11 protein-coding genes are annotated in these 7,583 nt (G+C 45.6%); 8 read left to right on the top strand and 3 right to left on the bottom strand.

Annotated elements, in window-relative coordinates; translation table 11 throughout:
* Together A5N85_RS00775 and A5N85_RS00770 are read left to right on the top strand one after the other, a co-directional pair.
* Window positions 1-497: nitronate monooxygenase (locus A5N85_RS00775; RefSeq protein WP_211268020.1), on the top strand; the 497-nt coding region annotated here is incomplete at its 5' end.
* 37 nt (window positions 498-534) lie between these two features.
* Entirely contained in the window at window positions 535-828 is a 294-nt protein-coding gene (locus A5N85_RS00770) for a nitronate monooxygenase (RefSeq protein ID WP_072575512.1), read from the top strand.
* 148 nt (window positions 829-976) lie between these two features.
* Here A5N85_RS00770 and A5N85_RS00765 read toward each other — a convergent pair whose 3' ends face one another.
* The gene (locus tag A5N85_RS00765; RefSeq protein WP_072575511.1) at window positions 977-1,888 is read right to left on the bottom strand and encodes a LysR family transcriptional regulator; all 912 of its coding nucleotides are present in this window, start codon (window positions 1,886-1,888) and stop codon (window positions 977-979) included.
* Between the two features lie 131 nt (window positions 1,889-2,019).
* Here A5N85_RS00765 and hchA point away from each other — a divergent pair, with 131 nt between their 5' ends.
* From hchA to A5N85_RS00735, 6 genes are read left to right on the top strand one after another with little or no spacing between them, the layout of a single operon-like run.
* On the top strand, window positions 2,020-2,886 hold the full coding sequence (gene hchA, locus A5N85_RS00760; protein WP_072575510.1) for a glyoxalase III HchA: 867 nt from the start codon (window positions 2,020-2,022) through the stop codon (window positions 2,884-2,886).
* A gap of 52 nt (window positions 2,887-2,938) precedes the next feature.
* Window positions 2,939-3,688 carry an SDR family NAD(P)-dependent oxidoreductase gene (locus A5N85_RS00755; RefSeq protein ID WP_172460818.1) on the top strand — a complete coding sequence of 250 codons (750 nt, stop codon included), beginning with the start codon at window positions 2,939-2,941 and terminating at the stop codon, window positions 3,686-3,688.
* A 3-nt stretch (window positions 3,689-3,691) separates the two neighbouring features.
* On the top strand, window positions 3,692-4,339 hold the full coding sequence (locus tag A5N85_RS00750) for an NAD(P)H-binding protein (RefSeq protein ID WP_072575508.1): 648 nt from the start codon (window positions 3,692-3,694) through the stop codon (window positions 4,337-4,339).
* Window positions 4,339-5,304: a zinc-binding dehydrogenase gene (locus A5N85_RS00745; RefSeq protein ID WP_084601486.1), complete on the top strand. Its 966-nt coding sequence runs from the start codon at window positions 4,339-4,341 to the stop codon at window positions 5,302-5,304. Before A5N85_RS00750 ends, A5N85_RS00745 begins: the two co-directional genes overlap by 1 nt.
* Before the next feature lie 13 nt (window positions 5,305-5,317).
* Window positions 5,318-5,914, top strand: coding sequence for a flavin reductase family protein (locus A5N85_RS00740; protein WP_072575506.1), 597 nt, complete (start codon window positions 5,318-5,320; stop codon window positions 5,912-5,914).
* Window positions 5,907-6,839 (top strand): carboxylesterase family protein, encoded by a 933-nt coding sequence (locus A5N85_RS00735; protein ID WP_072575505.1) that lies wholly within the window; start codon window positions 5,907-5,909, stop codon window positions 6,837-6,839. Before A5N85_RS00740 ends, A5N85_RS00735 begins: the two co-directional genes overlap by 8 nt.
* Window positions 6,840-6,880: 41 nt before the next feature.
* Here A5N85_RS00735 and A5N85_RS00730 read toward each other — a convergent pair whose 3' ends face one another.
* The gene (locus A5N85_RS00730; protein ID WP_249023913.1) at window positions 6,881-7,429 is read right to left on the bottom strand and encodes an IS630 family transposase; all 549 of its coding nucleotides are present in this window, start codon (window positions 7,427-7,429) and stop codon (window positions 6,881-6,883) included.
* The coding region (locus A5N85_RS17135; RefSeq protein WP_346243162.1) for an IS630 transposase-related protein at window positions 7,429-7,583 on the bottom strand (155 nt) is incomplete at its 5' end. The genes A5N85_RS17135 and A5N85_RS00730, both read right to left, overlap by 1 nt.

The following is a 7,583-nucleotide window of genomic DNA, read 5'->3' as shown; positions in this document are numbered from 1 at the left end:
TATTATTAGAAAATCCTGTGCCTATTGCGGGCTTTACTTTTAACTGTTTAACTCGCGAACAAATAAGCGCCCTGCATCAAGTAGGTACTAAAGCAATTGGAACCGCTAATCATCCTTTAGAACTAGAGGCTTGGGCAGCAATTGGCGAAGATGCTATAGTCAATTGCCTAAAAAATACATACAACGTTAACTCAATATCCACCTTGAAAACAGCCCAAAAGTGCGGTATGCATTTTTTTTGGGAGTCCTGCTATATTTGCGTACAAGGAAAAGAAGCTGGCGGACACTGTGGTAGTTGGTTAACAGTATCAGATAAACTGCTACCATTATTGCCACTTATTCTTCAAAGCAAAAGCATAACCAATATTCCTCTTATCGCTGCTGGCGGACTCATGAACACCAATGACATAAAAACGGAGACCTTTGCAAAATTCCGTTTCACACGAATTTTTGCTACTAGTAGAAAAATTAACACCATGATTTTAATATATTTTTAAAATTTAAAAAATTGAAATTTCTCTATTTTTAGGGATTTTGCAAAGGTCTCAAACGGCATTTAAAGCTGGGGCGCAATTAGCACAATTAGGCACAGCGTTTTTAGCAACACATGAATCAGGTATTTCTCCAATATATAAACAAGCCTTACTTCACATAGGGCAAACGCCTACTCGCCTGACGTGTTTATTCTTTGGAAAATGGGCGCGTGGATTAGAAAACCATTTTCTAACCACTTATGAAAGCCATGACAACACATTTGCGCCAACAAGCTGCTTTGCGTGGATACGCAATATTTGTCATTATGGGCAGGAGAAGGCGTCAGAGAAGTGAAATTAGAAAGTGTGGCAGCGTTGATGCCGCGATTGAGCGCAACGTTATAGCAAAATCCCTAAAAAATCCCCACAAAGAGAAAAACAACATGAATCTTTTCAAAACTCTATTTTTAACATATTTTCAACATTCAAAAAATTGAATTTTTCTATTTTTCAGGGAGAAGCTTGTAGTGTTCTTTGAGTAAGTTTTTTAGTAAATTAAAAACCAATACAATACGTTGGCTACTATTGCTCTGATAAGGACGATAAAGATAGCACTGCCATTGTTGTTTCTCAATTTCGGCAAACAGTTCAATCAACTCGCCATTTTTTATGTAATCTTGGCAAAAAACATCTGGAAGATAAGCACAAATTCTGCCTGATAACGCTGCTTGTAGTCCGCTTACCATATCAAGACTGATAAAATTAACGTGATGCTGCTGAATGTGTATTTTATTGTTGATCTGCCAATGCCAGACGCGTTTTAGTTTAGGATTAATGATCCCGCTAAGTGGATAATTTTGTGCAAGATCACAAAGGTCTTTTGGCATACCCAGCCTCTCAATCAGCTTGGGCGAAGCAACAATTTTTTCTTCAATGTTGCAGATATAATGGGCTATCCAATCAGGTTCCGGCTCAAGACAAATACGAATACCAATATCAATTTGATCATCGACAGGTTTAAATTTTTCTAAAGAAACACGCCAGTCAATCACTAAATCAGGATAAGGTTCAAGTGCTTGCAACAATTGGCATAAAATGATTTGGCTACACGGCAATGGCGGCACGGTAATCCGCACAATACCTTGCATAACATGACGATTGATTTTGGTGCTAGCAAATAATCGATCGCAATCAGCAAGTAGCTGACTAGCCTTTGGCAAAAATTGTTTACCAAAGTCAGTTAATTGAATACTACGAGTATTGCGTTTAAATAAACGTTCCTCCAGCTGTGCTTCTAATTCAGCAATGTTGCGCGTAACCACTTGTGGCGAAACCGCGAGACGTTGTGCCGCTTCTCGAAAATTTAACGTTTCACACGCCATACAAAAATAGCGTAGAGCAGAGAGTTTATCCATAGGATTATTCCTAAATAAAGAATAGTTAATTCGCATTTTATCTCTTTTTATAACGACAAAAAACGCCTAAAATGCACGCTATCACTTAGGCACTTAATGTCTAATTTCTATTTTATATTCAAGGAGCTAATATGACCGAACTAAGCAAACAACCCGTTGCTGATCGCGCTGAACACAATGCATTTTTTCCATCTGAGTATTCTTTAACGCAATATACTGCAAAAAAAACGGATTTCGATGGTTTCAAATTTGATAAACCTTACACTGGTGGCAAATACAAAGTCCTGATGATTGGTACCGATGAACGTTATATTCCTACTAAAGCAGGCAATTTATTCTCTACTGGAAATCATCCAGTTGAAATGTTGCTACCGATGTTACACATGCACCAAGCAGGTTTTGAAATTGATGTAGCAACTTTATCTGGTAATCCAGTCAAATTAGAAATTTGGGCAATGCCCGAAGAAGATGAAGCGGTAATGAATCTTTATCAACAATATTTACCGAAGTTGGTTATCCCGAAAAAACTTGGTGATATTTTAGCGGAAGTCACTGCCGAAGATTCTCCTTATATTGCGGTTTTTATTCCCGGTGGTCACGGGGTTTTAGCAGGCATTCCACACAGCCACGAAGTCAAAGCTGTTTTGGATTGGGCGTTAGCCAACGATAAATACATTATTACTTTGTGCCACGGTCCGGCGTCTTTATTGGCAGCGGGCGTGGGCGAAGCAGTGGAAAACTTCCCGTTCAAAGGTTATGAAATCTGTGTATTCCCGGACGCTTTGGATGAAGGCGCTAACCAAGCCATCGGTTACATGCCGGGCAAATTGGAATGGTTGGTCGCTGAAAACCTGCAAAAACTCGGGGTTAAAGTGCTAAACGAAGGCATTACTGGTCAAGTGCATAAAGACCGTAAATTGCTCACCGGTGATAGCCCCTTGGCTTCAAACGCGCTGGGCATTTTGGCAGCCGACGAATTGTTGAAAACCGTCGCTTAATCGACAAGCGCCCCTCGGGCGCTTTTTTAACGCTTTAAGGTTTTAAGGAAAAGTGATGAACAATATTCAAGACAAAGTGATTTTAATTACTGGCGCTTCAAGTGGTATTGGTGAAGAAACCGCGCGCCATTTGGCTAAACGCGGCGCTAAACTGGTGCTCGGGGCGCGCCGTTTAGAGCGTTTGGAAAAACTCGCCGCCGATATTCAAGCAGAAGGCGGGCAAGCCATCGCCGTACAAATGGACGTTTCAAAACGTGAAGATGTGGAAAAATTTGCACAAGCGGCGCTTGCTGCCTTTGGACGGATTGATGTCATGATTAACAATGCCGGCATTATGCCCGGTGCGGTGATGAGTGCGCTCAAAGTGGATGAATGGGACAAAATGATTGATGTCAACATTAAAGGCGTGCTTTACGGCATTGCTGCGGTGTTGCCAACGATGCTGGCACAAAATAGCGGGCACATCATCAATCTCTCCTCCATTGCCGGACTGAAAGTTTCTGCCGGTGGTGGCACGGTTTACAGCGCCACCAAATTCGCGGTGAAAGCGATTAGCGAAGGCTTGCGCGAAGAAATGAGCGCGCACAACATCCGCGTTACCACCCTTTACCCTGGCGCAGTTGACAGCGAATTGAAATACAGCAGCAGCGACCCTGAATCACGCGAACGTGTGGCGAAGTTTTACGAAGCGCTGCAAATTCCCGCCAGTTCTATCGCGCGCGCGATGGTTTACGCCATTGAGCAACCCGAAGAAGTCGGCATTAATGAAATCACCGTGCGCCCAACCAAACAGGCTTTCTAAGCCATGAAAACGGCGTTAATTGTTGGAGCAACCGGCGTTGTCGGCAAAGAACTGGTCGCGCAGCTGGCAGAGCATCCCGATTATGAAAAAATCATTCTCTGGGTGCGCCGCGAGCTTGCGCCAATCAACGACAAAGTCAGCGTACAGCAGGTGGATTTTTCCGCCCTGCCCGTGCAACTGCCCAAAGTGGATGAAGTGTTTTGCGCCCTCGGCACCACCATTAAAAAAGCCGGCAGCCAAGCCAATTTTTTACAAGTGGACGTGGTTTTGCCGACAGAAATCGCGCGCTTAGCACAGGTGGCGGGCGTGGCGCGCTTTGTGGTTATTTCCGCACTCGGCGCTAATCCGCAGGCGAAAGTGTTTTATTCCCGCGCCAAAGGTCAGCTGGAAGAACATTTAAAAGCGCTCAACTTTGCCAGTTTGCAAATCGTGCGCCCCGCGTTGATTGTTGGCGAACGCGCCGATAAACGCCGCGCCGAACAATTTTTTATTTGGCTATTCAATCATTTACCCAAAAATTGGCTGCGTGCTTATCGTCCGATGAGTGGCGCAGAAATCGCCCGCATCATGATTGAACAAGCGCAGCGCCCGCTCAACGGCGTTGAAATTTATTCCCCACAGCGCCTAGCGTTAGGAGAAGAAAAATGCTGATGCAACAAATTGATATGCTGACAACGGGTGGCGTGGACGTGCTGACCATCACGCAGGCAGAGCGTCCGCAACCCAAAGCCGATGAATTGCTGATTAAAGTGGCTTATGCCGGCGTGAACCGCCCCGACATCATGCAACGGCAGGGGCTTTATCCCATGCCGCCCGGTGTTACCCCGATTATGGGTTTAGAGCTTGCCGGGGAAATTGTTGAAGTCGGGAATGCAGTGAGCGGTTTTCAAGTCGGGCAACAGGTGTGTGCGCTAAGCGATGGCGGCGCTTATGCGCAATATTGCGTTGTGCCAGCCGCTCAAGCGCTGCCGCTGCCTGAAAACTATTCTTTGGCAGAAGCGGCGGCATTGCCGGAAACGTTTTTTACCGTTTGGGCAAATTTGTTTATGCATCAACAGGTCAAAGCCGGTGAGCGTTTGCTGATTCACGGCGGCACAAGCGGTATTGGCATTACTGCCTTAATTTTGGCGCAAATGCTTAATGTGGAAACCTTTGCCACCGCCGGGAATGCAGAAAAATGCGCGGTGATTGAAGGCTTTGGCGCAAGGGCGATGAATTACCGTGAGCAAGATTTTGCCCAAGTGCTTGCGGAAATCGGCGGCGTGGACGCCATTTTGGATGTGGTCGGCGCGAAGTATCTGGCGCGCAATATCGAAAGCCTGCGCCTGAACGGTCGCTTGTTTTTGATTGGCTTTATGGGTGGCAAAACGGCAGAAGTCGATTTACTCACCATTGCCTTAAAACGCTTGCAGCTTACCGGTTCAACCCTGCGCAGCCGCACACATGCCGAAAAAGCCGAAATCGCCCGCAGTTTGCAAACGCAGGTTTGGCCGCGTTTGCCCGATTTACCGCGCCCCATCATTCAGCATATTTTTCCCTTTACCGAGGTGCAGCAGGCGCATACTGCGATGGATGCCAATACGCATATCGGTAAAGTGTTATTGGATTTTACTTAGAACGAGAACAGTCATGGCTATTATTCCGGTTGAATTAATCAAAAGTTATCGTTTGCTTAACCACGGACCAACCACGCTGATTTCTGCCAAACACAACGGCGTTGAAAACGTGATGTCGGCTTCTTGGGTGGGTCTCGTGGATTTGATGCCGCCTTGTGTGTCGTTGATTATCGGCAAGGGTAATTTCACCCGTCATCTTTTAGAAAACAGCGGTTATTTTGCCGTGCAAGTGCCGGTTGCGGCGCAAGCGAAACTGGTGCTCGATATGGGCGAAAGCCGCCATACGCATCCTAATAAACTCGATAAAGTCGAGCTGTTTTATCAAGACGGTTTTGATGTGCCGCTGGTTGCCGGTTGCGCCGCTTGGTTAATTTGTAAAGTGTTACCCGAACCGCACAATCAAGAAGAATACGGCTTATTCATTGCTGAAGTGGTCGCCGCTTGGGCGGATTCACGCGTTTTTGATGGTCGCCATTGGTTGTTTGATGAAGCGCCTGATGAATTGCGTTCACTGCACTACATTGCCGGCGGACAGTTTTACACCACCGGCAAAGGCATTCAGCTGAAAAATCATCCCGCCCTTAGCCATATTGAACCGCAAGATGTTTAAAAAAGCGCTGTTGCTCGGTTTGCTGATGATGAGCATGAGCAGTTTTACGGCGTGGGATAAACGCTATGGCGGTGTGGATAAAAGCTATGATCAATCCTTGCTAGAACTGCGCGAGCAAATCGCCCCCGAGTTTCAAACACTGATTTTTCACGACGAAAAAACCGGGCGTGAAATGACTTATAGCTTGTACATTCCCAAAAACCTTAAAGCGGGTGAGCGTTATCCGCTGGTGCAATTTATCGCCGATGCCAGCACCGTTGGCAAAGGCGCGCAAGCCCCGCTCAAACAAGGTTACGGCGCAATCATTTGGGCAACGCCAGAAAGTCAATCAGCGCAGCCGGCATTTGTTTTTGTCCCCAGTTTTACTGAACGCGCGGTAAATGATGATTTTGAGCACAGCGAAGAAGTCGACATTGCCCATCGTTTGCTGCAAGACTTGCTGAAGCGCTATCCCATCGATGAGCAGCGCTTATATGCCACCGGTCAATCGATGGGCGGCATGATTGCTTTTTATCTCAACGCCACCTATCCCGACCTATTCGCCGCCTCTATTTATGTGGGCAGTCAATGGGATATTCGCGTGCTGCGCCCGCTGCTGCAGCAAAAGTTTTTCTACATTGTGGCGGCGAGCGATGACAAAGCCTCGCGCGGTTTAGCGCAAGTGCGCGCAATGTTAGAAGAAAACAAGCTCGCCTTTGACATGACCGAACTTTCCGCCCACGCCGCCCCGCTTGCGCAGCAAAATGCCGCCATCGAGCAACTGTTGCGCGCCGGCAATGCCATCAATTTGGTGACTTTTAGCCGTAGTAGCGTGTTACCGCCGGCGGATATTGCACTTAAAGGCGCAGCAGAGCATATGTATTCTTTTGACTACGCTTATCAATTAAAAAGCGTACGCGATTGGCTTTTCAAGCAGCATAAATGAAAAAACCGCCTCAATGAGGCGGTTTCGGTATTCAGTAAGCCTTAGTAAACATTGGCAATCACCATGCCGATAGCAAGCACGCTCAAAAGAAATATAGTGCAATCATCTAAAACCCAACCCAATCCAAAGCAGATAAAAGAATAAAGTATCAATACAATCCATCCGCCATTCTTTGCTATTTGCTTAATCCAAGCCCACATCTTTTCAATAGGATTTAAGTCTGGACTATAAGGGGGTAACCAAACTATCTCATGCCCATGCTCTTCAATGATTGCTTGAATATCACTGCGTTTATGAAAAGCGGCATTGTCCATGACAATTACACTGTTTTTAGGTAACTCAGGTAACAGTGCTTCTCTCACCCAATGAGAGAAAATATCGCTGTTAATAGAACCATCATATAAGCGTAAGGCAAACAATTCTCCATTGATAATGGCTCCAATCGCATTGCTCTGGTTCTTTAAATGCCAGTTATCACTTCCATGACAAACTTGTCCTTTTGTGCTGTAGCCATAAGGTCTATGAGCAAAGGCTTTAAAACCACATTCATCAAGATAGACTATCGGTTTGTCTTGAGCGGTCTTATCCACTATTTGTTCTTGAAAGTGCTCTCTTTTCTCTGTGTCGGCTTTTGGATGTTGGTTAATCTTTTTTTATGCGTTATCTTTAGTCGCTTTAGAGCATAACAAATCGCTGATTGCGAGCAATTAAAACGTCTAGCGCTTTCCCATTGGTAATCATCGG

Source organism: Suttonella ornithocola (genome assembly GCF_001889065.1).
Lineage (GTDB): Bacteria > Pseudomonadota > Gammaproteobacteria > Cardiobacteriales > Cardiobacteriaceae > Suttonella_A > Suttonella_A ornithocola.
This window is presented reverse-complemented; position numbering and strand designations above follow the sequence as displayed.